1 rRNA gene is annotated in these 241 nt (G+C 54.4%); it reads left to right on the top strand.

Annotation, left to right across the window (positions count from 1 at the left end):
* Positions 1-241, top strand: a 16S ribosomal RNA gene (locus KJS47_RS23960); the annotation flags it as partial.

The following is a 241-nucleotide window of genomic DNA, read 5'->3' as shown; positions in this document are numbered from 1 at the left end:
GAGAAGCTTGCTTCTCTGATGCTTAGCGGCGGACGGGTGAGTAACACGTAGGCAACCTGCCCATAAGATCGGGATAACTCACGGAAACGTGAGCTAAGACCGGATAGTTGAGAGTGTCGCCTGGCATTCTCAGGAAAGACGGAGCAATCTGTCACTTATGGATGGGCCTGCGGCGCATTAGCTAGTTGGTGAGGTAATGGCTCACCAAGGCGACGATGCGTAGCCGACCTGAGAGGGTGAA

It is taken from the genome of Paenibacillus sp. J31TS4, from assembly GCF_018403265.1.
GTDB lineage: Bacteria > Bacillota > Bacilli > Paenibacillales > NBRC-103111 > J31TS4.
This window is presented reverse-complemented; position numbering and strand designations above follow the sequence as displayed.